Here is a 24,786-nt window from a genome sequence, read left to right on the forward strand (position 1 = left end):
CCATGCTCCTGTTGGCTTCCGCCGATGCATCGCCATGCCCTTATTGGCTTCCGCCGATGCATCGCCATGCCCCTATTGGCTTCCGCCGATGCATCGCCATGCCAACAAGGCGGTCCCTGTTGGCTTCACAGGAGTAACTGGCCCGAAACAGATGTGGGAGCGGGCTTGCCCGCGATGCGCCGCGCGGGCGGCGCTCGATCTCACAGGCGCTGGAGCTTTCAAGGCATGCATATCCACAGGCGCTGCAGAACCCAAGGCCTGAACTAAGGCCCCCCACGCACTTCCCGCACATAATCCTGACAAGCCCGCAACGCCATCAACCCCCGGTCCCCTTCATCGGTGATGGCGATAATTCGTCGAGCATGCGCCGGCTCAAGTCCGGCGCGTACGGTTGCATGATCCACGCTGCCGGCGCTGGTGGCGGCTGGCACTGCGCTGCAGACGGCGCCACGTTCGACCAGGACCGACAAGCGCAGATCGGCAGTAGCAAGGCGATCACGCAGGCGAGCCTGAGACTGCTCGGCATCGGCAAGCTCCTTGTAATGACGGTTTTCACTTTGTTCCAGGCGTTGTTCAAGTACCTGACGCGCCTCACGTTCGGCGAGCAGCCGGGCCAGCTCGGCATCGGCCTGTGCTTGCGCCAGTTGCGCCAGTTGCCGCCCGCAGCGCCAGCCCTGCAGTTGCCAGGCCAGCGCAGAGCACACCATCAACAGCAACACACCAAGGCCAAGTTGCAATCGGCTCAACACAACACCTCGCGCGCACGCGCCCAAAGCCTGAGGCGATCCTCCAGCCCGTTGAGCCCACCATTGATATGGCGCGTGATGCGGTTGAACTCACCGCGATCAGCCAAGGCATTGAGCCCCCGCGAATGCCAGAACCACGCCGCCGACTCGCAGGCCCAGCGCGGTTGTTCGAGCAACTGCGGTTGCGCCAGCAAGCGCTCGTCGCCGAACAGCGCACGGCTGCAGGCCTGATAGTTGTTGCGCCCTGTGACCTGGATCAGGCCGCGCCCGCAGTACAACTGGCCATCGCCATCGGCCTGCGGCGTGTTGCCCAGGCGCAAGGCCTGGCTGCCGGTGTCATAGCGCGCCAGGTAGCGGTCGTTGCCCAGCTCCTTCACATAGCGGAACTGGCCGGACTCATGGCCGACCTGGGCGATGAACGCTGCCACACGCTTGGGGTTGTCGATTTCCCAGCGCGGCAGGGTAACGTTCAGTGCCGAAAGAAAAACGCCCGCAACGGGGCGGGCGTTCGGCAAAATCTGTAGCAATTGCGTTTCAGTGAGCATGTCTGACACTCCTTCCCTGTATCGTCCTCAAGCCTTGATCGCAGCCTTGCGACGGGGCGCTGCGCCCTTGGCCTGTACCTTGCCCGCCTTGCCGCCATTACCCAGCAGCGTGGTGCGCCAGCCCGAGGCGGTGAACACCTGCTCCACCGAGTCGATCTGGTATGGCCCGTCGAGGCCATCGACAAAGCCCTGCAGGTCGATGCTGCGTTCGGCGAACAGGTCGGTGCGCCCAGGCAGGTCGAGGCGCACATGGGCGGTGCTGCGGTTGAAGCTGGCCAGCCGCGCCCTGGCCGCCTGCTCGGCGGCGGCGCGGTTGGGGTACAGGTGACGGTCGGTGTGCACCGGCCGCTGGCCGTCCGCAGCGCCGTCGTTGGCCAGTTCGACCGTCACCAGCTCACCGCTGGCACTGTCCTGGTGACGGGTGCGTACGGCCTTGCGGGCGGATTTGTCGTCCAGGCGGAAATACCACTGGCTAACATCGCTACGGGCGATAGCGACTACATCCAGGGGCTTGCCACTGGCGCTTTGCCCGCCCTGGCGCGGCAGCACCAACAGCTGGCCGTTGGCGAGCTTGGCGGTGCTGTCGTACTGCAGGGCCAGACGGGTGATGAAGTTGAAATCCGATTCGTTGTACTGATCGACTCGCGGCACCAGGGTGAGCACCGGGCAGATCGCCTGCCAGCCATTGCGCGCACCAATTTCAGCGACGATGCGCTGCAACGGCACGGCCTCCCAACTGCCGCTGCGGATGGTCCGGCCCGTGCCACGCAGGTCACTGGCCTTGCCTCGGATCACCAGGGTGTCAGGCGGGCCGGACAACTCGACCTCATCGACGGTGTAACGCCCCAGCCGGGTCAGCGGCTGGCCGGCGTACCCCAGATGCACCTCGATCAACGCGCCGCGCGCGGGCAGCGCCAAGGCGCCGTCACGGGCGTCGATGCGCAGTTCGAAGTCGTCCGACTCCATGCCCGGCTTGTCGGTGGTGCGCAGCAACAACAGGCGGTCGTTGATCAGCGCAGTGATGTCCTTGCCGTCGGCCTGGATGCGAAATTGCGGTTGCATGGCATCAATCCCACAGCTGCACGACGTTGGCCTGCGCCAGCGCCAACATCGGCAAACGAATCATCACCCCGCTGCGAAACGGCTGGGCCTCGTCGGCCAGCCCCTGATTGGCTTGCAGCACCGCTTCGACACTGCCGTCGAGGTGCCCGTAATAGTGGTGGCAGAGGGTATCGAGCACATCGCCCTCAGACGTTTTGCAGGTCTTGTCCATAGCTGACGAACTCCAGTGAGAAGCCTTGTTTGCGGGGAATGCCGCCGGCCAGCAAGACGCCCTGGTCTTCCTCGATGCTGGTCAGGCACCAGGTACCGAGCACTTCGCCGTAACCGGTGGTCAGCGACAGCGGCAGCAACTGGCGGCCAATGCCGCGCAGGGCCTGCAACTGGCCGAGGCCACCTTTGAAACCGGGGAATATCGCGCCGTGGATGCTGATGGTTTCTTCACCCAGGCTGACCGCCTGCTGGGCGTTTTCCCGGCTCAGGCGCTCCTGCCCCGCCCAGCGAAAACGCGTTTGCCGGCGCAGCTGGTCGAAAGCGGCGGTGTCGAGGTTGAAGTAGTAAGGCGCGGCGTTGGCCTTCAAGGGTTGCAGCACCAGCAGGTGCGGGAACGGCTTGATCGCCTCGGCCGCCGGCGTGGCCTCGGGCGCGAAGCCAAAGGTCGACAGCACACCCTTGGCCACCGCCTTCACATCGCCGACCACTCGGCGAATGGCCGCCCCGGCCTTGCCCAGGTGCTCGGCAAAGGCATCGACCTGGTCACGCACCTTGCGCACCACCGCCAAGGTCTGGTCGTACTTGGCAATCACCTTTTCGACGCGCTGCTTGGCCGAGTCGATGGCGCGCATCGTGCGTTGCAGGCGCTTGCCGATTTCCTTGCCGATCCATGGCAGGGCTTCGAGTTCCGCGGCCGCCTCCTTGGCGTGGCCGACCGCCTGCTGCATCGGGTCGAGCATGGCGTCGGCACGCCGACGCCCCTCCTCGCCCGCCTTGACCAGTGCATGCAAGCCGCCTTGCAACTGTTCCAGGTAGGTCATGGGTCCTCCTCAGGGTTGGGGTTGATCGGCCATCTGCACCGAACGCGCCTGGCGCATCAGGTCTTCGAGCATGCGCCGGGCGATGGCTTCCAGTTGTTGCAGGGTGGTCGGGTCGTCGAGGCTGTTGTTGAAGGTCACCGGCATGTTGGCGGTGAAGGTGAATTGCTGGTTGATGGTGGGAGGGGCAACAGGCTGCGCGGTTTGCCCCGACGTGCCGATCGGCGGAGCGGATACGTCAGCGCGCTCCCTGGCTGTCTTGAGTTGACCTGCAGCGTCATTGCTCGAACCAGGCGCAGCGTTGCCGGTGATGGACGCCACCGTGCGGCCCAGCCAGCCACCTGCGGACTCACCGCCCATGCCGCCCAGCACACCACCGATCAGCCCACCGATCGCGGTGCCGATGACCGGCACCACCGAGCCAATCGCAGCACCCGCTGCCGCCCCTGCGAGCGTTCCACCCAAGCCTCCGGCAGCACTGCCGTACGCGTCCATCTTCTGAGCAGGCGTGCCGTCGCTGTTGTAGGTTTCCACCATCTGCAGCGACGCATCCACCAGCGCGGCACCGGGTACTTTCTTGAACAGCTTGCCAAAGCCGGGCAACCGAATGCCTGCACCTTTCTTCAGCAACGAGGGCAAGCTAAGGCCTACAGGCATTCCTGCCTCATCATCCTGCCCGGTGAGTTGTGGCGTTGCGGCTTCTTGAGCCTGCGGCTGCGCCTGAACTTGCGAGCCTTGAATAGCGCTTGCTGTTCGCGCGGCAGCCGGGTCAGGCGTAACTTCGGCATCCGGCTCAGCCTTGGCATCCTGGTTCACCCAGCCATACAGCGTGCCACCGAGCAGCGAGCCGAAAGCGTCGCCCAGATAGGCGCCGGCTTCGGCGCCATGTTTTCTGGCCAGTCGACTTTTGGTCAGCCTGGCCAGTACGGCACCCAGAACACGACCGCCGACTTCGCCGACCGCAGCACCAACACCCTGTGCCTGTTCTTCACCACTCTCACCTTCGACCAGCGCCTTGCCGGCCTTGCCGATGGCATCGACACGGTGTTTCTGCCACTCCTTGCCGGCGACCCTGGCAATCCTTCGCTGAGTGTTACGGGGCTGACGACGCATGACTGCTCGAGCGCCGCGACGACTAGCCAGCGCTGTCAACCCGAGCCCTGCGGCGACCACCGCGCCTCTGGCCACAGCCAGTTGCGGTGGTTCCTGGTCTTGCTCAGCAGGCAATGCGCTTGCCGCTTGCGGGTCAGGACTGGCCGGTGCCGCCCCCGTGTCCGGTTGGGCAACAGTAGCCTGGGTTACCCAGCCATACAGCTTGCCACCCACCCACTTGCCGAAAGCGTCGCCCAGATAGGCACCGGCTTCGGCGCCATGTTTTCTGGCCTGCCGGCTCTTGGTCAGCCTGGCCAGCACGGCACCCAGCACACGACCGCCGACTGCGCCGACCGCAGCACCAGCGCCCTGCGCCTTTTCCTCACCACTCTCGCCTTCAACCAGCGCCTTGCCGACCTTGCCGATGGCATCGACGCGGTGTGCCTGCCATTCCTTGCGGGCGACCCGGGCGATCCTTCGCTGGGTATTGCGAGGTTGGCGCCGAATGACTTCGTGAGCACCACGACGGCCGGCCAGCGCCGTCAATCCCAGCCCGGCGGCTACTGCAGCGCCTTTGACCAGAGACACCTTGGGATCAGCTGGGGCAGCTTTGCCCGGCGTCGCAGCATCTGACTGCGGGTCCGTTGCTTCACCCTTTTCCTCTCGCGCCACAGAAATCGACGCGCGAAAAATACTGAGGATCAAGCTTGCCTTGAACGGCTTCAACCGGGCCAATCCGGCAATCACCCGGTCCAGCATCAGGTAATGCTGACGTAAACGCTCGACGGCCTCGGTCTCATCGCCCAGCCGGGCGATCTGGTCTTCATGTTGCTGTTCCTGGTCCAACGCCAGCTGACGTTCGACCTGACGTACCTTGCCGAGCTCCAACCCCAGGCGGATCACCTCGCCGATGAGCCGGCCGAGCCGGGTGCCGTCGGCCTGCCTGCGCAGGCGTTCGACATCCCGGCGCAGCAGGTCGATGGCCTGGCCCAAGGGGTTGATGACGGTGACGCCGAGCCCGAGGGTGAACACCTGTGTGTTCGCCATAGGTTCCTCCTGGTCACGGCGCGAGCCACCAGACCATGTCGCTGTACGACATGGTCATGATTTCGCTCGCGGAAAAGTTCAGCTCCTTGGCCAGCCGCTTGGCGGCGGCCTTCTGCCGGGCCGGGTCAAAGTTCGTCGTCCTGCACCAGGCGAAAATAGCCGCTCTGCAAACGGCTATAGTCCTTCAGGGCCAGGCCTTCGAGGTCCTTGATGCCGACCTCGGCCAGCGACGCGAACAGGTTCAGCTCGCGCTGCTCGTCATCGACGCCGCCACCGGCCTGGGCATTGCGGATATCGCGCACGGTCGGTGCGCGCAGCGACAGGCTGTCGACCTGCACGCCATTGGCTTCGCTGGGGCGCGACAGGCGTACGCTGACGCGGTCGGCACTCAGGGTCAGCCACTGTGGCTGCTTTTTCACTTGAGCCATGGTCGCCCCCTTACAAGCCGAGCGCGGCGCGCTGGGCGGCCAGCTGATCAACGCCGTCGATCACGCGCTTCATGCCCAGCGCGTCGATCTCGTAGAGCAGGCGGCCATCGACTTCCAGCTTGTAGTAGCTCAGGCCGACGCTGTGCTTGATCTCGGCCTTGTCGCCGGACTTCCAGTCGCCCATGTCGATTTCCTTGAGGGTGCCACGCAGGGTCACCACCACCGGAGTGATGTTGCCCTTGAGGCCCTTGAAGGCACCGCGGAAGGTGCCGTTGAAGCCGCTGCCATCGGCCAGGCCGAAAAATTTCAGCGCTTCACGGCGCACGCCGGTGGTGGTGAAGGCCGCTTCCTGCTTCTCCATGCCCAGGTCCATCTCGACCGGCATGTCCATGCCACCGGGGCGGTGTTCTTCCATCTTCAGGGTGAGTTTGGGCAGGGTCAGGCTGGGTACATCGCCCTGGAAGCTGACACCATCGACGAACAGGTTCAGGTTGGCCAGGGTTTCGGGAATCATTGCCATGTAAGTGCGCTCCTTAAGCAGCGGAATCGAGGACTTCGGTCAGCCACTGGTTAGTGACTTCAACGCGGAAATTGGGGTTTTCGGCAGGCGGCACGTCGGTGAAGCGGATGTTCCAGTACACCTTGCCCTGCTCAAGCTGGCTGGCGGTGTTCAGCTCCGGGTCGGCGAAGACCTCGAAGTTGATGATCGCGCCCTGGTTCTTCAGGTCGCGCATAAAGGCCTGCAGGCCCTCGGTGACGTCCTTGACGTAGGTGGCAGTGATGGCGCGGTCGACGGCCCACTTGTGGCCGTAGAGGATCGCGTCCATGACGATGTCCATGGTCCGCACACGGGTGACAAAGGCCCATTTCGGGTCGCTGGACAGGGTGCGGTTGCCCCACAGGCGGAAGCCGTCATCGCGGATGATGGTGGCGATGTTGGCGTTGTTCAGCAGGTTGGCGCGGCAGCTGTCGTCGCCATCGAGGAACTCCACCGGGCGGGTGGTACCGGTGATGCCGACGAACTCCTTGTTCGACGGCGAGGCCCAGAAGCCATATTCGCTGTCGGTCCAGGCGAACAGGCCGGCGACCCAGGCCGAGCCCGGCGCGTCGACGGTAGCTTCCTCGCCGTTGTCGAAGTACTGCACGCCCGGGTCGACCAGGAAGGCGCGCTTGGCGCCAAAGTTCTTGGCGTAGTCGATGGCCGCTTCGTCGGTGGTGTTGGGGCCGTCGATGATGGCAATACCGCGCAGCTTGTCGGCCAGGGCCACCAGTGCGGTGCCGACCGCCTGGGTGGCGCTGTGGCGCGGGGCTGCCAGCAGGCGTGGCTGGGCGTTGAAACGGCTCTTGCCGTCGAGCAGCGCCTGCAGGCCGGTGCGCTTGCCGTCGGCCTGCACGCTGCCGATGATCGCGGCGGTCTGCTCGGCGGCATCGTCCAGCTTGGCAACGCCACAGGCGACGATGACTGCCTTGGCGCGGGTGAAGATGGCGCGGCAGGCCTTGGTGATGGCCGCGTTTTCGCCGAAGGCGGCAACGGCTTCACGTTCGCTGGTGATCAGTACCAGGTCGTTGGCCTTGGCGGTGGCGCCAGCACCTTCGGTGAAGGTGTCGACCAAGCCGATGATCGAGGAAGACGGCAGCGCGATGCTGCGGGCGCCAGTGTCGACGTTGGTTACGGTGACGCCGTGGAAGAATCCACTCATGTAGGTTTACTCCAGATATGAAAAGGCCCCGCGGTGCAGGGCCATGTGGTACAGCGGAAAAAGAAAACGCCCCGTCAATACGGGGCGTTTCAGATTTGATCAGAAAACCAATCAGGTGCCATGGGGCGCTGCGAAGTGTCAGGGAAGGCGGCCGACTGCGGCCAATCGCGCAGCTTTTGGATATACTCAAGTAGTTGCACGTACTGCTCGGGGTTAAGACTAGTGGTCCTGAATAGCTCTTGCTCATCGCGATGACGGTCGCGCACTGCACAAAATTTGATCAGTGCAACGTCGCGCCAAGCGCGCTCTTTTGACGGATGTATCTTAAGTTCAGGATCTTTAAGGGAGGGTGGCGAAGTATTCCAGTTGATCCATCTTCCCGACACCTCACCCTCTAAAAGATTCTGATGAAGATCCTCGCCGATCGCTCTTGAGCCTTGCGGCCTATTTTCCTCCGTCCAGAAACCCTTCTCACCTTTTAATACGTAAACTGTCATTCCATCCACCCGTTCATCAGTAGCCTATTGCTCGCCATACAACACTTCGACCCTGGTATGGGTAGTTCTCCATGATTGCCTGCCCTTCAAAGCCCACTTTTGTAGGACGGCCCGCATGTATTTGTTGCTTGCAAAGCCGGTACTCAACGCTTGCGTCATAATCAACGATGTTTACCCCAATACTGGTCTGAAGATTCAGGCAGGCATTAGGGAACGCAAGTGGGAATGTTACATTCACCGCTTGGGTTTCTATTGGCGCCGCAATAGTCACCGTCCCCCACTGCTCCAGCATACCGTTTGGGGAAAATGCGTAGCCGATAGTGTTTGGCAGCTTGTTCCACGGCACCCTTAAATAATCGACGCCGCTTCCATGCATGAGCCATACACCCGATCCGATGTGTAGTAAATCGACAAAACTATCAGGGGGTATTGTTCGAGCGGTACTGGATGCAGCATACGCGCTACTTTCTTGCAGCTTGTCATTGCCTTGTGGCGTGATCTGGAGCCGCCCGGAGGACCAATTCTGCACCCTGACAACCGCGCCCGTAGCGGCACCAGTGGTTACCGAGTTCGGGACGCTATAGGCCATCTGTGCATCGCCCCAGAAATGTACCACCCCTCCGATGTGCGCCACGGTACCAGCGTATGTCCCGGCCTGACTTGTCGCTGAAAACGTATTGAACTGCATGCCTCTCGACTGAACGAAGTCGGTCGTCGCCAATGTCGTGTCAGCAGTGAAACGGGGCCGCGTAGGGGCGGTTGGCTGGCCGGAAAAGACCGGGCTGGCCAGAGGAGCCTTGAGTGTCAGAGCATTCGTCACAGTAGTGGCAAAATTCGGATCATTACCCAATGCCGCCGCCAACTCGTTGAGTGTATCCAGCGCTCCGGGGGCTGACGCTATCAATTTCGCAATGGCCGCCTGGACAAACGCCGTGTTTGCCAACTGAGTTGAGTTGTTGCCTGCAATTGGCGTCGGTGCGGTTGGCGTCCCAGTAAAAGCGGGGCTCGACAGAGGCGCTTTTAGCACTAGAGCCTGATCGAGGTCTGACTTGGTATATACATCAGTGAGCCCATATCCGGCCGTTGTAGTAGGGTTGGTTGCTGAAGTTACTCGGCCATAAGCATCCACCGACACGCTGCGATAGGTGCCAGCGGACACTCCCGTACGTCCAAATGCCATCTGATAGGCCAGAGAGGAAACCCCCAAGCTGATGGGTGCATCAGTCACTAGCTGCCACGCACTATCCCCGTTGGCTGTCCCTCGCTCAACGATTACCAGCATGCCCGGACTCACTTTTTCAGTGGTATCAGCATCAGTGCAGCGGCTCCATGCCCCGCCAGCCACCAGATATACACCATTGTCCTTGGCTTCAGCCTGATTTTTCACCAGAACCCGAGCACCTGCTGTTAGCGCCACACCATCGATAGTCTGCAATCCGTTTAGGGCAATGTTCGCAGTTGTCGCCGCCAGCACCGAATGCTTGAAATCCTGCTTCGCCAACTCTTCGGTCACCCATTCACGAGTAGCCAGCACCACCGCCGGATCAATCTTCAACTGCACGTTACTGGCACTGCTGACCACCAGGTTCATCCGCACCACCTGGGTACGCCCCGAGCCCTGGCTCAGTAACGGTTTATAGGTCGGCGCACAGTTGGCCACGGCCACCATGTCGCCATCGGCATCATAAAGCGCGATCTCGCGGATCCACTTGCCGCCGACATCAGCCGGAATGACCTGCTCGGCAATGATGATCGCGCTGTTCTTGTCATCCACCTTCAGCTGGTTCAACGGCGCGCGGCGCCATTCGTTGATCAGGCTGGTCTGGCTGGCGTTGGGGGTGGGGTCGGAGCCGTTGGCGTCGCCGACACCCATCTGGGTGATTTTCCAGGCAATGCCCAAGGCATCGGCATTGGCCTGTTTCGCCGCGCCCACATTGGTGAGGATGGCGTAGAACTGAGAAGTCTGGTCAACCATGTGCAATGTCCAAGGTATCGATTGTATGTTCGCGGCCGCCCCGCCCTACGACGCCAATGACCTCGATGTCACGTGGCGTCAGCGGGTAGATGTCCAGTTCGTCGCCGTCCTGGATCGCGCAGCCGACATGAATGGCGCCTCGGCTTTCGAGGCTGATCACCAGGCCGGTCAGGTGGCGGCTGACTGGCCGGGCGTCATCGATCAGCGATGACAGTTCCTGGTAGGTGCTTTCACTGATGCCCGCATCGGAAACACCGATCTTCAGTGCGAAGGTGCCGGCCTGAGCCGGTGGCGTGGCCTGCCACCACTCTTGCACTTCGATCAGGTAGCCAAACGGCTCGACCACCCGCCTGAGCGCACCGAGGGTGCCTTTGTGGGCGTGGACGAAGAATGCCGAGCGGATCACCGAGCGCTTGATCTCGTCGCTCCAGCTGTCTTCCCAGCGGTCCACCGACCAGGCCCAGGCCAGGTGATAAAGCAGGTGCGCGGGGCAGCTGTCCGGGCTGTAGAGACGGCGCAGGCTGACTCTCAGGTCCTCATCGGCCGCCACTTCGATGGCTCGCTCCAGCGCTGTGCGATTGAGCGGCAACAAGCTCTGCATGTCAGCCACCCCGCTTGAGCGTGTAGCCCGCGCACCAGGCCGCCTGCGCCTTGCTTGGGCGGATGTCGGTCCATCCGCTCAACTCGACCCGGCTGACACCGTCGATATGCAGCTGGGCATCGATGCCCGAGCGGGCCACTTCCACGCCCAGGCGACGCCGTGGATTGATCCAGGCCTCGAGACGGCGCTGGCACTCGGTGAGGATCGCCTCGTACTCAGGACCGCTGTCGGCCAGGTACAGCACGGCATCGATGCGATAAGGCAGGATTTCGGCGCTGCGCACATTGACCCGATCGGCGACCGGGCGGATGTCGTCGTCATTAAGGTAGCTGGCCACCTGCGCCAGCAGCTCGGCACTGGCCTGGCCATTGCCCTCCAGCCCCAGCACGGTTACATCCACCACCGCCGGCGACGGGCTTTCGGCGGTGCCGTCAGCCACCTGCCCCGAAGCGTTGCGGGCGTGCAGGATGTAACTGTTGCGTGGACCGGCCGTGGTCAGGCCTTCGTAGACCAGTTGTACCCGCTCACGCAGGGCATCGTCGGACTCCAGCAAGGCCTCGACGGGCGGCACGCTGGCCAGGTCCTCGGCCTGGATCACCAGGCGCTGCAGGCTGACGTTGGCCGCCAGTTGGTCCAGGTCACTGCCTTGGGCGTAGGCCAACAGCAACGCCTTGGCAGCGTCGTTGATACGGGCCCGGTTGAGCAGCTTGCGATAGGCGCCGACCTCGAGCAGTTTGGTGACCGGATCGCTCTCCAGGCTGGCGGTCCAGCCGTCGCCCAGGTATTCGCGAAAGGTCTGCAGATCGGCCTGATAGAGGGCTTCGTAATCGAGGTCCTCCAACAGTTGCGGAGCTGGCAGTTGTGACAGGTCGACCTGGCTCATACACGCACCTCCAGCAACGCTTCATCGCCCAGGTAGCGCCCCTTCAAGGCCAGGCTGACCTGGCCATCGAGCACGGCGACGACCTTGACCCGATCCAGTTGCAAACGGGGCTCCCAACGGCCCAGTGCGCGAGCCACTTCGGCCTGCACGGCACTCTTCCAGCCCTCGTTGACCGGCAAGTCGACGAAACGCCGCAGCTGGCTGCCGTATTCAGGGCGCATGCGCCGGCTGCCCAGCGGCGTGGTCAGGATGTCTTCAATGGACTGGCGCAAATGATCGATGCCGGCCAGCGGCTGGCCGGTGCGGCGGTCCATGCCGATCATGGTGCACCGCCCTGTTCATGGGTATGCATGGCATTCTCCTGTTATGAAAAAGCCCGCATACGCGGGCTTGATTCAATGTTTGTGGTTGGCCGTATTGCCGGCGGTGTCGATGATCCGCCCACCGCCATTGATGTCGCCGCTCACCTGCAGTGGGCCGTCGACCGTGACATTGCCTGTGAGATGTATCGCTGCCGCCTGCAGGCTGATCGCCGCTTCACTGACCTGCGCGGTGCTGGCGCCGACCTTGATCGTCGCGCTGCCGCCAGGTAGTTCGATGTCGTAGTGGCTGGCCTGCCAGTCGTAGCTGAGCGAACCGCCATCGGCGAAACGCCAGACCTCGACATGCGCGCGGGCGTCCGGCGCACTGCCGGCATTGCCATAAAGCCCTGGCAGGAAGGTGCCCTGGGCCGGCTCGCCGCTGGGGCTGAGCAACACGCCCTGCTCGCCCAGGCTGGGGGCTCGCCAGTGCCGCGCCTGGCCGGCCGCCTGGGCGTGCCAGCGCAGCCAGGCGCTGGTCCAGCCGCTGCCGTCCGACACCCGCACCCGGGCGGCGGCAAGGTCAACTGCCACCACCCGGCAGGGAATGACCAGGCAGGCGAGCATGCGGTCATGCATGGCGCTGACATAGCTCATGACAGCTCCTCGGGGGCGATGTACTGCGCTTCATTGCCCACCCCGACTTCCGGCGCGAAACCCAGCACCAGGCTACCGGGAGGCTGGTCCGGCCAGTTCCAGCGGGCCTCGCCAAGCAGCACCGGCTGGTCCCAGCGCACGGTCCAGGCGCTGCCCTCGAACTGCGCCTGCACGTTGCGGCTGGCCTCGACGAAGTCCAGTGCCCAATGCTGCTGGCGCAGCAGGTCCATCAGTTGTGCGGCGAGCAGGCTGCCCTGCAGGCGCGCTTGCGGGTTAGCGCTGTCGGCGGTGATGTCGGCCTCGAAGGTGGCGATCAACACCGAGCGGCCATCACGCGGCGCTGCATCTGCCGTCATTTGCACGATGCCGTGGCGCAGTGCCGGTCGTTCCGGGGCATTTCCTACAGCGGTATAGGCATCGACCGAGGCCAACTCCGGCATTGCCTCACGAATGGTTGCGGTCACGGCCGCATGCAAAGTGGCCAGTTCGCTCATGCATATTCTCCTTATCGCTCGTCGGCCTGGGTGCTGTCGCGCAAGCCCAGGCGTCGAATCGCCCAGCGTTCGTACAGGCGCATGGCGACATCGGCGCCGCCAACCGCAGTCATGCAGCCCAATGCACTGGCCGCCCAGATCGACAGGCCACCGGCATACAGCAGCATCACCGTCGACACGCCGCAGACCATGCAGGCCCCGGAGCGCAGCGCCAGCCGTCGCAGCAGCGACCAGCCCGTGGCACCGGCCTTGTCAGCCCGCCACATCTCTCCGCTGAGGCCCCCCAGCAATGCCAGGACGATTACCAGCCAGAGCGGCATTTCCAGCAACGCTTGTTGCTCGTTCGTCACTGTCCTGTCTCCTGTGTAATGCCTGTTGGCGGGGGCCAGCAGGCGGGTTGTGGGTACTCTGTCTCTTTCAAAAGCCTCGGCATTCCAAAAGGCCCGGCTCGCCAGGCCTTTCAGTAATGCGTTGTCGAACCGCCGGACACGACTGGTGACGCCGCGCGGTTCCGCTCCAAATTGGTGACTCCGACCGCGGCCGCCTGCCCGCCGGATAACTGTTCGTGGTGCTTTACGCTGCACACCCGGGCCAGTTGCCAACCCTCTGGACAGTTGAGGCCTGTCCATCGCTGCCTGTGTAACAACCGGTTTCCGTCCGGCTTGAGACACAGGCTATGCATTTGTGCATATGCAGTCAATGCATTTCTTCACTTTTCTATGCATTGATTTTTGTTGATATGCATGCAAGCCATGCGCGGCCTGGTTTGTAGGGCTTTTCCGCAGACGAAAAAAAACCCGCCGAAGCGGGTTTGTTTGGCAGTGAGACTGTCAGCGAGCGTACATGCCCCACCAGAATACATGCCCAAGCAGGCTGATCTGCTCGTCCTGCATCTGCTGGAAGCTGTAATCCTCGTCGGGATGCTCATCGCGGTTGAAACTGCGCAGGCGGATGCCGGTAGGCAGGCGGTAGACCTGCTTCACCCGCAGCTGGCCATTATGGTTGATGGCGTAGAGGTCACCATCGATGATGTCGCCAATCGAACATTTGCCGGTATTCACCCCGACCGTTGCCCCGTCCCGCAGCACAGGCAGCATGCTGTTGCCACGCACGGTCACACACTTGGCCTGGTCGAACTGCACGCCATTGTGACGCAGGCTGCGCTTGCCGAAACGCAGCCGCGCACGCTCGCTCTCTTCGATGACGAATCTTCCTGATCCTGCTGCCAATTCGACCTCACGAAGGAAAGGTACCGACACCTCGTCATCCTCGACGGGGGTTTCATCGTCCCACAAGCTGATGTCGCTTAGGTCCGCGTGGCCGTGGGCCGGCAGCGCGGCGTCGCGCGACTCGCCAAGCTCGGCACGTCCGCGCAACTGTTCGGTGCTCACGCCGAAGTATTCGGCGATCTTCGACACGTGCTTGTCGGAAGGGTCGACGATCTTGCCGCCGAGAATCCGCGACAAGGTGGATTGAGGGACACCCGTGCGCCGGTACAGCTCCGTCGGGGACAGGCCGTGGCGGTCGAGCAGTTCTCTGAGTACGGAGGCTACGTTGCGTTTTTGCATAGCGTGCATAATGCAGGCATACGGCAGTGAATGCAATGCAGCGTTCAGGACGCCTCGAGGCTTTCACGAGCCATCGCCATGACCACTTGTTCGTCGGTCTCTGGCAGGCGTGGCAAGCCCCGGGGCCAACCGGTCGACCAGTCGCAACCACCCAGCCGGCGCATGTCCTCGATCGCCGAGCGCCACCAGATCACCTTGCATGCCTGTTGATACTCATCGTTGCCGATGAAACTGCCGTACAGCAGCTTGCGGCCGATGCCACGCATTTCTGGCGGCAGCCGCTTGAGGCTCCACTTGGCGATAAGGCGATCGAACCACGAAGGTTCTGGCCTTTGCACCGGCACCTGCAACGCCAGCTCGAGCATGCGCGCATCGAAGCGATCACCATAGCACGCGAAGAAGACCTCGAGAACGGCATGAATAAACGGCTTAATCGCGAAGTAGTGGCTGATGACGCCCCGCGCCTGGTTGATCTGCTTACCATGTAGCTCGAATGAAAAGGCGATCTGCTCAATGGTATGCAGGGTAGCAGCATAAGGCGTCCAGGCGTCTATGCGATGCACGGCACGCTCGGCGATACCGGCGTTTTCCAGGGAAAAGCCCAGTACTCCGCTGTTACAAAGCCGCAAGTCGCTTGCCGGCGCGTCCCCGCAGTCGGTCAGCGCCTGGGTGAAGCTTGCGTAGTAGTTGGCGCGTGAAGCCTCTACCCAGCTCATCTCGATTTCATCCACCAGGAACTGGCGAGCATCGACCTGCTGGAACAACTGCATCGGTGACTGCAGGAACACGGTATCGGTATCGATGAAGATGGTCTTTTCTGCCCAGGGCGCAGCATGGGCGATTGCGCATGCCTTGCGGCGGTGAATATAGCCACCGTCGCCGCTCCAGGCCTGGAGCTGTTCAGCCTCAAGAGTGATCACTTCCACCGGCCAGCCATCGAAGGCCTGTGGCTGGTCGGTCAGCACGCGAATGGTCGGCAGCTCCCCAGGCTTGTTGCGCGCCAGCGCAGTGAGGATGCTCAGCTTCGCCTCCAGCTGGTAGATCCGCCGCTCACCATAAAGTAGGTAGATCAGCTGCTGTTTGGCAAAAGAGACCGTGCTGGAAACATTCATCGTGAAATTCAGGAATCGCGCTGCAAAGGGGGGGCATTGTAGGGAAGTGCGCGGCGCTTAACCACACTGCTTGCCGCGCGCCTCGCCTGCAACTCGGCGAAAAAGCCTGTACCATTGCCGGTTTCACAATCGCCAACCAGATCACCCGCTGTAAGGCCCCGAATGTCTGATCTTTCCGCACACACACCGATGATGCAGCAGTACTGGAAGCTGAAAAACCAGCACCCGGACCAGCTGATGTTCTACCGCATGGGCGACTTCTACGAAATCTTCTACGAAGATGCGAAGAAAGCCGCGAAGCTGCTGGACATCACCCTGACCGCGCGCGGTCAGTCGGCCGGCCAGTCGATCCCCATGTGCGGGATTCCGTTCCATTCGCTGGAGGGCTATCTGGCCAAGCTGGTCAAGCTTGGCGAGTCGGTGGTGATCTGCGAGCAGATCGGCGACCCGGCCACCAGCAAGGGCCCGGTGGAACGCCAGGTGGTGCGTATCATCACCCCCGGCACGGTCAGTGACGAGGCCTTGCTCGACGAGCGCCGCGACAACCTGATTGCCGCCCTGCTCGGCGACGAACGCCTGTTCGGCCTGGCGGTACTGGACATCACCAGCGGCAACTTCAGCGTCCAAGAGATAAAAGGCTGGGAAAACCTGCTGGCCGAGCTCGAGCGCCTGAACCCGGTGGAGCTGCTGATCCCCGACGACTGGCCACGCGACCTGCCCGCCGAGAAGCGCCCGGGTGCCCGTCGCCGCGCGCCGTGGGACTTTGACCGCGATTCGGCGCGCAAAGCCTTGTGCCAGCAGTTCGCGACCAAGGATCTCAAGGGCTTTGGCTGTGACAAACTGACCCTGGCCATCGGTGCCGCCGGTTGCCTGCTGACCTACGCCAAGGAAACCCAGCGCACGGCACTGCCGCACCTGCGCAGCCTGCGCCACGAGCGCCTGGATGACACGGTGATCCTCGACGGCGCCAGCCGCCGTAACCTGGAGCTGGACATCAACCTGGCCGGTGGCCGCGACAATACCCTGCAATCGGTGATCGACCGCTGCCAGACCGCCATGGCCAGCCGCCTCTTGACGCGTTGGCTGAACCGCCCGCTGCGCGACCTCAAAGTGCTGCAGGCACGCCAGGACTCGATCCGCTGCCTGCTCGACGGCTACCGCTTCGAAAAGCTGCAGCCGCAGCTCAAGGAAATCGGCGATATCGAGCGCATCCTCGCGCGTATCGGCCTGCGCAATGCCCGACCGCGAGACCTGGCGCGCCTGCGCGATGCTCTCGGTGCCTTGCCCGAACTGCAGAACGCCATGAGCGAACTGGAAGCACCGCACCTGGCACGCCTGGCCGCCATCACCGGCACCTACCCGGAGCTGGCCAGCCTGCTGGAGCGTGCGATCATTGACAACCCGCCAGCGGTCATCCGTGATGGCGGCGTGCTCAAGGCCGGCTACGACAGCGAGCTGGACGAGCTGCTGGCGATCAGCGAAAACGCCGGGCAGTTCCTCATCGACCTGGAAACCCGCGAAAAGGCCCGCACCGGCCTTGCCAACCTCAAGGTCGGCTACAACCGTGTGCACGGCTACTTCATCGAGCTGCCGACCAAGCAGGCCGAGCAGGCACCGGGCGACTACATCCGCCGCCAGACCCTCAAAGGCGCCGAGCGTTTCATCACGCCCGAACTCAAGGCCTTCGAGGACAAGGCGCTATCGGCCAAGAGCCGTGCCCTGGCGCGCGAAAAGATGCTCTACGACGCGCTGCTGGAAACCTTGATCAGCCACCTGGCTCCGCTACAGGACAGCGCCGCCGCGCTGGCCGAGGTCGACGTGCTGAGCAACCTTGCCGAACGTGCGCTGAACCTCGACCTGAACTGCCCGCGCTTCACCGAAGAGCCGTGCCTACGCATCGAGCAAGGCCGCCACCCGGTCGTCGAGCAGGTGCTGACCACGCCGTTCGTGGCCAACGACCTGAGCCTGGACAACAGCACGCGCATGCTGATCATCACTGGCCCGAACATGGGTGGTAAGTCCACCTACATGCGCCAGACCGCCCTGATCGTGCTGATGGCGCATATCGGCAGTTTCGTTCCGGCCGCCAGCTGCGAGCTGTCACTGGTCGATCGCATTTTCACCCGTATCGGCTCCAGCGACGACCTGGCCGGTGGGCGTTCGACGTTCATGGTCGAGATGAGCGAAACCGCCAACATCCTGCACAACGCCACCGACCGCAGCCTGGTGCTGATGGACGAAGTCGGCCGCGGCACCAGCACCTTCGACGGCCTGTCGCTGGCTTGGGCTGCAGCCGAGCGCCTGGCCGAATTGCGTGCCTACACCCTGTTCGCCACCCACTACTTCGAACTGACCGTGCTGCCGGAGAGTGAACCACTGGTGGCCAACGTGCACCTGAATGCCACCGAGCACAACGAGCGTATCGTCTTCCTGCACCACGTGCTGCCTGGCCCGGCCAGTCAGAGCTACGGCCTGGCCGTGGCGCAGCTGGCGGGCGTGCCGGCGCCAGTGATCCTGCGCGCACGCGAGCATTTGGGCCGGCTGGAAACCACCAGCCTGCCCCATGAAGCCCCGCTGAGCAAAAAGGCCAAGGACGAGCCGCAAGTCCCGCACCAGAGCGACCTGTTCGCCAGCCTGCCACACCCGGCCATCGAGAAGCTGGGCAAGCTGGACCTGGACGACATGACCCCGCGTCAAGCTATCGAAACGCTATATCAACTAAAGAACCTGTTATAACGGCGCCCACTACAAGCTGGTAGAATCCGCCGCGGTTTGCTGGTGCTGCAGGCTATTAGCCTGGCCTGCAGCCACATGCCCGTAAACCGCGCGGCCCTGAGAGGAAGGGCCGCCGCCGTCGCCTGAGGAGAGAACTAGAAATGACCTTCGTCGTCACCGACAACTGCATCAAATGCAAATACACCGACTGCGTGGAAGTCTGTCCGGTGGACTGCTTCTACGAAGGCCCGAACTTCCTGGTGATTCACCCGGACGAGTGCATTGACTGTGCACTGTGCGAGCCTGAATGCCCGGCCCAGGCGATCTTCTCTGAAGACGAGATCCCCGCAGGCATGGAAAACTTCATCGAGCTCAACGCCGAGCTGGCAGAAATCTGGCCAAACATCACCGAGCGTAAGGACGCCCTGCCCGACGCAGAAGAATGGGATGGCAAGCCTGGCAAGATCGACGCTCTGGAGCGCTAAGCGCCCGGACACGAAAAAGGCCCGCAATGGGCCTTTTTTCATTTTCTGCAGGCGAAAAAAAGGGGCGGTTTGACCCGCCCACATTTTTTCCGTAGTCCCTGCTTGTCCCAAACATCGTCCTGATGAAATCGCTTCTTGCGATGTCCTTGGCTTTCTTCCTGAAAGCCTGTGCATGTCCGTGTGCACAGTTCGAATACTAGCGAGTTCCCCAAGCCGGGCAACTGCCAGATATCTCAGGATATTACTGGGGACACATTTCCACATAGCCAAAAAATTCATGAATTTCAGATGGTTACGAAAAAACCTGATGTGAAAACGGCTTTGATTTACTGGCAGTTACACTGATGGCTTACATAAAGAGTAAGCAAAGGCTTACACGCCATGCATCAAGGGTAGCGCCGTACATAGTGCTCGGCTCCGGATTACCGCCAGTCTGTCCCGGCCTCTTCGCGGGTAAACCCGCTCCCACAAAGGGAGTGCGAGACCTGAAGACTTTGCAAAACCAGTGGCAGCGGGTTTACCCGCAAAGAGGCCGGAACAGGCTGGCTCAATCTTGAATACAAAAACGCCCCGAGGTGATCGGGGCGCTACAGATGCGGTGAAACCTGTCTTACTGGAACAGCGACTCGCTGGAAAGCCCGTTCTTCTCAAGGATCTCCCGCAGGCGCTTAAGCCCCTCCACCTGAATCTGCCGCACGCGTTCACGGGTCAGGCCGATCTCCAGGCCAACATCTTCGAGGGTGCTGCTCTCATGCCCACGCAGGCCGAAGCGGCGTACCACCACCTCACGCTGCTTGTCGGTCAGCTCACCCAACCACTGATCGATGCTTTGCGACAGGTCGTCATCCTGCAGCAATTCGCACGGATCGGTCGGGCGGTCGTCGGTCAGCGTATCGAGCAGGGTCTTGTCCGAGTCCGGGCCGAGCGACACGTCCACCGAAGACACTCGCTCGTTCAGGCCCAGCATGCGCTTGACCTCGGCGACCGGCTTTTCCAGCAGAGTGGCGATTTCTTCGGGCGAAGGCTCGTGGTCGAGCTTCTGGGTCAGTTCCCGCGCGGCACGCAGGTAGACGTTGAGCTCCTTGACCACATGGATCGGCAGGCGGATGGTGCGGGTCTGGTTCATGATCGCCCGCTCGATGGTCTGACGGATCCACCAGGTCGCGTAGGTCGAAAAGCGGAAGCCGCGTTCCGGGTCGAACTTCTCCACCGCGCGGATCAGGCCCAGGTTGCCCTCCTCGATCAGGTCGAGCAGTGACAGACCACGATTGACGTAACGGCGGGCGATTTTCACCACGAGGCGCAGGTTGCTTTCGATCATGCGCTTGCGGCCGGCAGGGTCACCCTTTTGCGACAGGCGCGCAAAGTGCACTTCTTCTTCCGGCGAAAGCAGAGGCGAGAATCCGATCTCGTTGAGATACAGCTGGGTGGCATCGAGCGCCCGGCTGTAATCGATGTACTTGTGTTGCTTGAGCGAAGAGCCCGATTTCGCTCTGGTCCGAACCGAAGGTACAGCAGGTTCGTCTGACACCACATCCGTTTCCAAAACGATGCCCGTCTCCATGAGGAGGACGTCATCGTCGATGTCAAACTCCGGCGCTTCTTTACTGAGAGCCATTGTTATAGTCCTTTGCTGAGTTCGAACTCAGACTCTTGCGGCGCCTGTCTCCCTGGCATCGCAGGAGCCTGTCCCCTCTACATCCAAGGAACAGGCCGGGGTACAACGATCAACGGCGTGGCAGGAACTGGAGCGGATCGACGGGTTTGCCCTGGCGGCGAATCTCGAAATGCAGCTTCACCCGATCTGTGCCCGTAGACCCCATTTCAGCAATCGACTGCCCTGCTTTGACCTGCTGCCCCTCCCGAACCAACAGCCTGCGGTTGTGACCGTAGGCACTGACGTAGGTGTCGCTGTGCTTGATGATGATCAGTTCGCCGTAGCCCCTCAAGCCACTCCCGGCGTAGACCACCGTACCATCAGACGCAGCAAAAACAGGCTGTCCCAAATCACCGGCGATATCAATGCCTTTATTCAAACTACCGTTTGAAGCAAATTTTCCAATCAGCACGCCATTGGCCGGCCACGTCCAGTTCCCCACCGCACGCTCTGCGGCGGGCACCGTGGTAACCACCGGAGCAGGCGTGGCGGGTGTTGTTGGCGTCGACTTTCCGCCGTTTCCAGCGGGGCTGATAGGTGTCCCGGCAGGGCGACGAATGACCGTTGTCCGGCTCGATGAGGACGGGCTGGAGACCACGGTACTGCTGCCGGAGGAGCCACTGCTGAAACGAATGGCCTGGCCCGGGCGAATGGTGTAAGGCGCGGCAATGCCGTTACGTGCCGCCAGCTCCTTGTAGTCCCATCCATAGCGGAAGGCGATGGAGAACAGCGTATCGCCAGGCTTGACCACGTACTGCCCCGACGTCACGGCCGGCCGCTTGGGCGCTGCAGCGTTTCGATCGACCACGCGCGCACCGCTGGAACTGCTGCTGGTGCTGGAGCAACCTGTCAGCAAGGTGCCCATGGCCAGTGCAATCAGCAGAAGCTTGAAAGCCGACCGATCCTTGCGCTGCCGAATGACTGTGTGCCCCACCCGCGCTCCCCTCATGGTGCCGAAAATCGATAAGACGAAAAGAAATGCAATATTGTTGCAATTATAACCAAGCCACACGATATTGGCAGGGCTCTGGCCCCGCCAGATAGACAGGGCCGTGCCGCAAGAATTCGTTGCTGCTGCAAATATTCCCGGCGCTTCAGGCCAGTGGGCCGTTGAGCAGCGGCACGAACCGGACCGCGCCCAGGACGCGACGGGAGAAACCGTGCTCTTCGCGCACGATCAGCATCAACTGCTGCACCTCACCGGCCTGGCCTACCGGGATCACCATGCGCCCTCCCGGCGCCAGCTGATCGAGCAGCGCCTGCGGCACTTCCGCCGCCACCGCCGTGACGATGATGCCATTGTAGGGCGCCAACGCCTGCCAGCCGTCACAGCCATCCCCCCAGCGAAACACCACGTTACGCAGGTTGAGTTCGACCAGGCGCTCCTTGGCTCGATCCTGCAGCACCTTGATCCGTTCCACCGAGAACACCCGCTCGACCAGCTGGGCCAGGATCGCGGTCTGATAGCCGGAACCGGTGCCGATCTCCAGCACCTTGTCTAACGGCCCGGCTTCCAGCAGCAGCTCGCTCATGTGCGCCACCATGAACGGCTGGGAGATGGTCTGGTTGTGCCCGATCGGCAGCGCAGTGTCTTCATATGCCCGATGCGCCAGCGCCTCGTCGACGAACAGATGGCGCGGGGTACGGCGAATCACCTCGAGCACCTTGGCGTTCGACACGCCTTCCTCGTAGAGGCGCTGGATCAGCCGCTCGCGGGTGCGCTGAGAGGTCATGCCGATACCGCCACGGCGCTGCAGATCGTCCTGTTCACGCATCAGAGCAGGCCCTCCAGCCAGCCGTCGAGCTGTTCGAAGGCATCGTTGAACGTGCGGTCCAGCTGCAAGGGCGTTATCGACACATAGCCTTGCATGACCGCATGGAAATCGGTGCCAGGCCCACCGTCCTCGGCATCGCCGGCCACGGCGATCCAGTAGCCTTCCTTGCCGCGCGGGTTGACGACCTTGGTCGGTGCCGCCGCCCGCGCCCGATGGCCGAGGCGGGTCAGCTGGATGCCGCGGATGTGCTCCAGCGGCAGATTGGGGATGTTGACGTTGAGCACGGTGCGCGGCGGCAATTGCAGGCGTGGCAGTGCCTCGACCAGGCGCCGGGCGATGTGGGCAGCAGTCGGCAGGTTGTCGGGCTGGCGCGACAACAGCGAGAACGCCAGCGAGGTACCGCCCAGGAAGCGGCCCTCCAGCGCGGCGGCCACCGTGCCGGAATAGATCACGTCATCACCCAGGTTGGCCCCCAGGTTGATGCCCGAAACCACCAGATCAACCGGCTCGGGCAACAACCCATTGAGCCCCAGGTGCACACAGTCGGTCGGCGTGCCGTTGAGGCTGATGAAGCCGTTGGACAGGGTCTGCGGGTGCAGCGGCCGGTCCAGCGTCAGCGAACTGCCGGCGCCGCTCTTGTCTTGATCCGGGGCGATCACCACGCACTCGGCATAATCCGCCAGCGCACCGTGGAGCGCGGCGAGGCCAGGTGCCGTAACACCGTCGTCATTCGAAATCAGAATACGCATGGGCTGTCCGTCTGCCCTGCCGGCACCAGATCGACGAGTTCGCGCACCACCACGGTGGCGAAGCATCCGGCCGGAAGGACGAATTCCAGTTGCAGGATATCAGGCTCGGGATAATGCCACGTCAGGCCGCCAATAGGGAGCCGCAGGATGCGCCGTTCGTGACTCATGCCCGCATATGCCAGCCATTGGCATAGCGCCAGGTGCTGCTCGCCGATCGCCGCTTCCCGCTCGAAAGTCGCACCGGTTGCGGGCGACGGCCCTTCTCCCCACATCGGGCCGGTGGGATGCAAGTCAAGTATTGCCAGGCGAGGATCAGAACATTCCTGCTCACCCGCCAGAAAGAAACTACGGCTGTCGGTGAATGCCAACAGATCCCCGACCTGAGCGCGTTGCCAGCTGCCATCGGCGACTCGCGCCGCCAGCACCTGGTTGAACACGTAGCTGCGTGCTGCCGAAAGCAGGCGCGAACGCACGTTGCGCTGCTCTGGCAGGGCCTTGCGCGATGCCCAGTCCTGAGCATCGTGGACATTGCCACCGCCGTAGCCGAAACGCTGGCTGCCAAAGTAGTTCGGTACGCCCTGCACCTTGAGCTGTTGCAGGCGTGCATCAAGGGCCTGGTGGTCGGCTGCCAGGGCGGTCAGGCGCAGGGTGAAGCCGTTCGCCGAATGAGCGCCGCGCTGCAGCTTGCGCTGGTGGCGCACTTGCTTCAATACGCGCAGGCTGTCGTCTTCGGCACGCGACAGGTCCGGGTCGGCCTTGCCCGGCAGGTGCAGGCTGAACCACTGGCGGGTCAGGGCCTGGCGGTCCTTGAGGCCGGCATAGCTGATGGCACGTACCGGTACGCCAGCAGCACGGGCCAGGCGGCGCGCGGCTTCTTCGGTGTTGAGGTCACGCTTCTCTACCCACAGCCACAGGTGCTCGCCCTGGCCGGACAGCGGTATGTCCAGCACCTCGTCGACCTGGAAGTCTTCGGCGACGGCTTTGAGCACTGCGCTGCCCAATGATTCACCCGACGCGCGCGGGCCCAGCAGGTCCAGTTCGGTCATGCTGGCAGCAGCAGGGCGACCGCATGCACGGCGATGCCCTCCTCGCGACCGGTGAAACCAAGCTTCTCGGTGGTGGTGGCCTTGACGTTGACCTGGTCGAGTTCGACCTGCAGGTCTTCGGCAATCAACTGGCGCATGGTTTCGATATGCGGAGCCATTTTCGGCGCCTGGGCGACGATGGTGGCGTCGACATTGCCGACCTTCCAGCCCTTGGCCTTGACGATAGCGACCACATGACGCAGCAACACGCGGCTGTCAGCGCCCTTGAATTGGGGGTCGGTATCCGGGAAGTGCTTGCCGATGTCGCCCAGCGCCGCAGCACCGAGCAAGGCATCGCTCAAGGCGTGCAGCAGCACGTCACCGTCGGAGTGGGCCAGGAGGCCGTATTTGTGAGGGATACGCACCCCACCCAGGGTAATGAAATCACCGTCGCAGAAACGGTGCACATCGTAGCCGTGGCCAATACGCATAGAAAAACGCCCTGATTGAGTCAGGGCGTGATTCTACCTGCTTTGGCCGCTATTGGGGCCGTCATGTAGGAGCGGCCTTGCGTCGCGAAAGGGCTGCGCAGCAACCCCAGCGACTGAAGCGGTGGCGCCGAAATCCCGCGGCCGCTTTGCGGCCC

Annotated in this window: 27 protein-coding genes; 2 read left to right on the forward strand and 25 right to left on the reverse strand. The window is 62.7% G+C overall.

Translation table 11 applies throughout. The features are described 5' to 3' along the window. Positions 1-263: 263 nt before the first annotated feature. The 19 genes from APH33_RS11910 to APH33_RS11995 form a co-directional block, all read right to left on the reverse strand. Positions 264-707: a lysis system i-spanin subunit Rz gene (locus APH33_RS11910; protein ID WP_054885402.1), complete on the reverse strand. Its 444-nt coding sequence runs from the start codon at positions 705-707 to the stop codon at positions 264-266. A gap of 35 nt (positions 708-742) precedes the next feature. Then, positions 743-1,291 carry a glycoside hydrolase family 19 protein gene (locus APH33_RS11915; protein ID WP_054885332.1) on the reverse strand — a complete coding sequence of 183 codons (549 nt, stop codon included), beginning with the start codon at positions 1,289-1,291 and terminating at the stop codon, positions 743-745. A gap of 27 nt (positions 1,292-1,318) precedes the next feature. Continuing rightward, a complete protein-coding gene (locus APH33_RS11920; RefSeq protein ID WP_054885333.1) occupies positions 1,319-2,353 on the reverse strand; it encodes a phage late control D family protein in 1,035 nt (344 codons plus the stop codon). A gap of 4 nt (positions 2,354-2,357) precedes the next feature. Next, positions 2,358-2,564, reverse strand: coding sequence for a tail protein X (locus APH33_RS11925; RefSeq protein WP_054885334.1), 207 nt, complete (start codon positions 2,562-2,564; stop codon positions 2,358-2,360). After that, positions 2,539-3,384, reverse strand: coding sequence for a phage tail protein (locus APH33_RS11930; RefSeq protein ID WP_054885335.1), 846 nt, complete (start codon positions 3,382-3,384; stop codon positions 2,539-2,541). Before APH33_RS11930 ends, APH33_RS11925 begins: the two co-directional genes overlap by 26 nt. 9 nt (positions 3,385-3,393) lie before the next feature. Continuing rightward, positions 3,394-5,520, reverse strand: coding sequence for a hypothetical protein (locus APH33_RS11935; RefSeq protein ID WP_054885336.1), 2,127 nt, complete (start codon positions 5,518-5,520; stop codon positions 3,394-3,396). Positions 5,521-5,645: 125 nt separating this feature from the next. Continuing rightward, a complete protein-coding gene (locus tag APH33_RS11940; RefSeq protein WP_054885337.1) occupies positions 5,646-5,948 on the reverse strand; it encodes a phage tail assembly protein in 303 nt (100 codons plus the stop codon). A 10-nt stretch (positions 5,949-5,958) separates the two neighbouring features. Continuing rightward, positions 5,959-6,468, reverse strand: a complete 510-nt coding sequence (locus APH33_RS11945) for a phage major tail tube protein (protein WP_054885338.1) — start codon at positions 6,466-6,468, stop codon at positions 5,959-5,961. 13 nt (positions 6,469-6,481) lie between these two features. After that, complete coding sequence (locus APH33_RS11950) at positions 6,482-7,648, reverse strand: phage tail sheath family protein (RefSeq protein WP_054885339.1); 1,167 nt, start codon at positions 7,646-7,648, stop codon at positions 6,482-6,484. Positions 7,649-7,737: 89 nt separating this feature from the next. Further along, positions 7,738-8,145, reverse strand: coding sequence for a phage tail assembly chaperone (locus APH33_RS26600; RefSeq protein ID WP_082433577.1), 408 nt, complete (start codon positions 8,143-8,145; stop codon positions 7,738-7,740). A 16-nt stretch (positions 8,146-8,161) separates the two neighbouring features. Continuing rightward, positions 8,162-10,120, reverse strand: a complete 1,959-nt coding sequence (locus APH33_RS11955; protein WP_054885340.1) for a phage tail protein — start codon at positions 10,118-10,120, stop codon at positions 8,162-8,164. After that, on the reverse strand, positions 10,113-10,721 hold the full coding sequence (locus APH33_RS11960) for a phage tail protein I (RefSeq protein WP_054885341.1): 609 nt from the start codon (positions 10,719-10,721) through the stop codon (positions 10,113-10,115). Before APH33_RS11960 ends, APH33_RS11955 begins: the two co-directional genes overlap by 8 nt. Position 10,722: 1 nt before the next feature. Beyond that, the gene (locus APH33_RS11965; protein WP_054885342.1) at positions 10,723-11,604 is read right to left on the reverse strand and encodes a baseplate J/gp47 family protein; all 882 of its coding nucleotides are present in this window, start codon (positions 11,602-11,604) and stop codon (positions 10,723-10,725) included. Continuing rightward, positions 11,601-11,927: a GPW/gp25 family protein gene (locus tag APH33_RS11970; RefSeq protein WP_054885343.1), complete on the reverse strand. Its 327-nt coding sequence runs from the start codon at positions 11,925-11,927 to the stop codon at positions 11,601-11,603. The genes APH33_RS11965 and APH33_RS11970 overlap by 4 nt, the downstream gene beginning before the upstream one ends. A 72-nt stretch (positions 11,928-11,999) precedes the next feature. After that, on the reverse strand, positions 12,000-12,560 hold the full coding sequence (locus tag APH33_RS11975; protein ID WP_054885344.1) for a phage baseplate assembly protein V: 561 nt from the start codon (positions 12,558-12,560) through the stop codon (positions 12,000-12,002). Continuing rightward, a complete protein-coding gene (locus APH33_RS11980) occupies positions 12,557-13,054 on the reverse strand; it encodes a hypothetical protein (protein ID WP_054885345.1) in 498 nt (165 codons plus the stop codon). Before APH33_RS11980 ends, APH33_RS11975 begins: the two co-directional genes overlap by 4 nt. A gap of 11 nt (positions 13,055-13,065) precedes the next feature. Next, positions 13,066-13,404, reverse strand: coding sequence for a phage holin family protein (locus APH33_RS11985; protein ID WP_054885346.1), 339 nt, complete (start codon positions 13,402-13,404; stop codon positions 13,066-13,068). 480 nt (positions 13,405-13,884) lie between these two features. Further along, positions 13,885-14,631 carry a S24 family peptidase gene (locus APH33_RS11990; RefSeq protein WP_082433579.1) on the reverse strand — a complete coding sequence of 249 codons (747 nt, stop codon included), beginning with the start codon at positions 14,629-14,631 and terminating at the stop codon, positions 13,885-13,887. A 35-nt stretch (positions 14,632-14,666) separates the two neighbouring features. After that, a complete protein-coding gene (locus APH33_RS11995; RefSeq protein WP_054885348.1) occupies positions 14,667-15,734 on the reverse strand; it encodes a hypothetical protein in 1,068 nt (355 codons plus the stop codon). A 162-nt stretch (positions 15,735-15,896) separates the two neighbouring features. On the opposite strand from APH33_RS11995, the gene mutS reads away from it, so the two are divergent. Together mutS and fdxA are read left to right on the forward strand one after the other, a co-directional pair. After that, positions 15,897-18,470 carry a DNA mismatch repair protein MutS gene (gene mutS, locus APH33_RS12000; RefSeq protein ID WP_054885349.1) on the forward strand — a complete coding sequence of 858 codons (2,574 nt, stop codon included), beginning with the start codon at positions 15,897-15,899 and terminating at the stop codon, positions 18,468-18,470. Between the two features lie 140 nt (positions 18,471-18,610). Continuing rightward, positions 18,611-18,934 (forward strand): ferredoxin FdxA, encoded by a 324-nt coding sequence (gene fdxA, locus APH33_RS12005; protein ID WP_054885350.1) that lies wholly within the window; start codon positions 18,611-18,613, stop codon positions 18,932-18,934. A gap of 610 nt (positions 18,935-19,544) precedes the next feature. Here the strand turns inward: fdxA and rpoS are convergent. The 6 genes from rpoS to ispF form a co-directional block, all read right to left on the reverse strand. Continuing rightward, positions 19,545-20,552 (reverse strand): RNA polymerase sigma factor RpoS, encoded by a 1,008-nt coding sequence (gene rpoS / locus APH33_RS12010; RefSeq protein WP_016392283.1) that lies wholly within the window; start codon positions 20,550-20,552, stop codon positions 19,545-19,547. Between the two features lie 109 nt (positions 20,553-20,661). Continuing rightward, positions 20,662-21,525: a peptidoglycan DD-metalloendopeptidase family protein gene (locus tag APH33_RS12015; RefSeq protein ID WP_054885403.1), complete on the reverse strand. Its 864-nt coding sequence runs from the start codon at positions 21,523-21,525 to the stop codon at positions 20,662-20,664. Positions 21,526-21,685: 160 nt separating this feature from the next. Further along, a complete protein-coding gene (locus APH33_RS12020) occupies positions 21,686-22,324 on the reverse strand; it encodes a protein-L-isoaspartate(D-aspartate) O-methyltransferase (protein WP_176506620.1) in 639 nt (212 codons plus the stop codon). A 41-nt stretch (positions 22,325-22,365) separates the two neighbouring features. Next, positions 22,366-23,115, reverse strand: a complete 750-nt coding sequence (surE, locus tag APH33_RS12025) for a 5'/3'-nucleotidase SurE (protein WP_054885352.1) — start codon at positions 23,113-23,115, stop codon at positions 22,366-22,368. Beyond that, complete coding sequence (gene truD / locus APH33_RS12030; protein ID WP_054885353.1) at positions 23,103-24,161, reverse strand: tRNA pseudouridine(13) synthase TruD; 1,059 nt, start codon at positions 24,159-24,161, stop codon at positions 23,103-23,105. The genes surE and truD overlap by 13 nt, the downstream gene beginning before the upstream one ends. Further along, positions 24,158-24,631: a 2-C-methyl-D-erythritol 2,4-cyclodiphosphate synthase gene (gene ispF / locus APH33_RS12035; protein ID WP_054885354.1), complete on the reverse strand. Its 474-nt coding sequence runs from the start codon at positions 24,629-24,631 to the stop codon at positions 24,158-24,160. The genes truD and ispF overlap by 4 nt, the downstream gene beginning before the upstream one ends. Positions 24,632-24,786: the final 155 nt, after the last annotated feature.

The sequence above is a fragment of the Pseudomonas sp. NBRC 111130 genome (genome assembly GCF_001320485.1).
Lineage (GTDB): Bacteria > Pseudomonadota > Gammaproteobacteria > Pseudomonadales > Pseudomonadaceae > Aquipseudomonas > Aquipseudomonas vlassakiae.